General features: G+C 54.9%; 1 pseudogene. It reads right to left on the reverse strand.

The features are described 5' to 3' along the window. Positions 1-796: pseudogene (locus LA5095_RS32275) on the reverse strand (IS3 family transposase); the annotation flags it as partial. Positions 797-853 lie beyond the last annotated feature (57 nt).

Consider the following 853-nt stretch of genomic DNA (forward strand, 5'->3'; position numbering starts at 1 on the left):
ATGAAGAGATCTATCAGCGCGTCAATCACGTCGGTGGAATTGAGCTTTCGCTTCACTCGGATCGCCAGGCACTCGCGGGTATGTTCATCCAGGATGTTCAAGGTCCGGAACGCCTTTCCATCATTGGTTCTGCAATGCACGAAGTCATAACTCCAGACATGATTGGGATATTCCGGTCGCAGCCGGACACATGATCCGTCGTTCAGCCAGAGCCGCCCTCTCTTTGGTTGTTTCATTGGCACTTTCAGCCCCTCTCGTCGCCACAGTCGCTCGATGCGCTTGTCATTCACATGCCAGCCGGCTTCTCTGAGCAAAGCAGCGATACGCCGGTAGCCGTAACGGCCAAACTGGCGGACAAGCTCAATCATGTCCGCCACAAGCCGTTCTTCATCTGCCCGTCCTTTGGGATGCTTCCGCTGTGTGGACCGGTGCTGGCCCAAGACACGACAGGTTCGACGCTCTGACACGCCGAGATGTTGACGGATATGATTGATGCAGGCGCGACGTCGGGCGGGGCTTAGAAGTTTCCCTTCGCAGCTTCCGACAAGATCAACTTGTCCAAGGTTAGGTCAGAGACCGCCTTGCGCAAACGTTCATTTTCCTTCTGAAGGCGTTTGAGTTCTTTCAGTTGGTCGGTTCCCATCCCGCCAAACTGCTTGCGCCAACGGTGGTAGGTCTGCTCGGTAATGCGAACCTGCCGGATGGCATCGATACGCGACATTCCCTGGCCGACAAGGACTTCAACCTGCCGCAACTTCGATACGATTTCTTCTGGCTTATGACGTTTCGTGGGCATTCTGGATCCTCCGTTTTCCTAAACATAACGGCGGACCACTTCAAAGGGGGAGGATCA

The organism is Roseibium album (assembly GCF_001404515.1).
GTDB lineage: Bacteria > Pseudomonadota > Alphaproteobacteria > Rhizobiales > Stappiaceae > Roseibium > Roseibium album.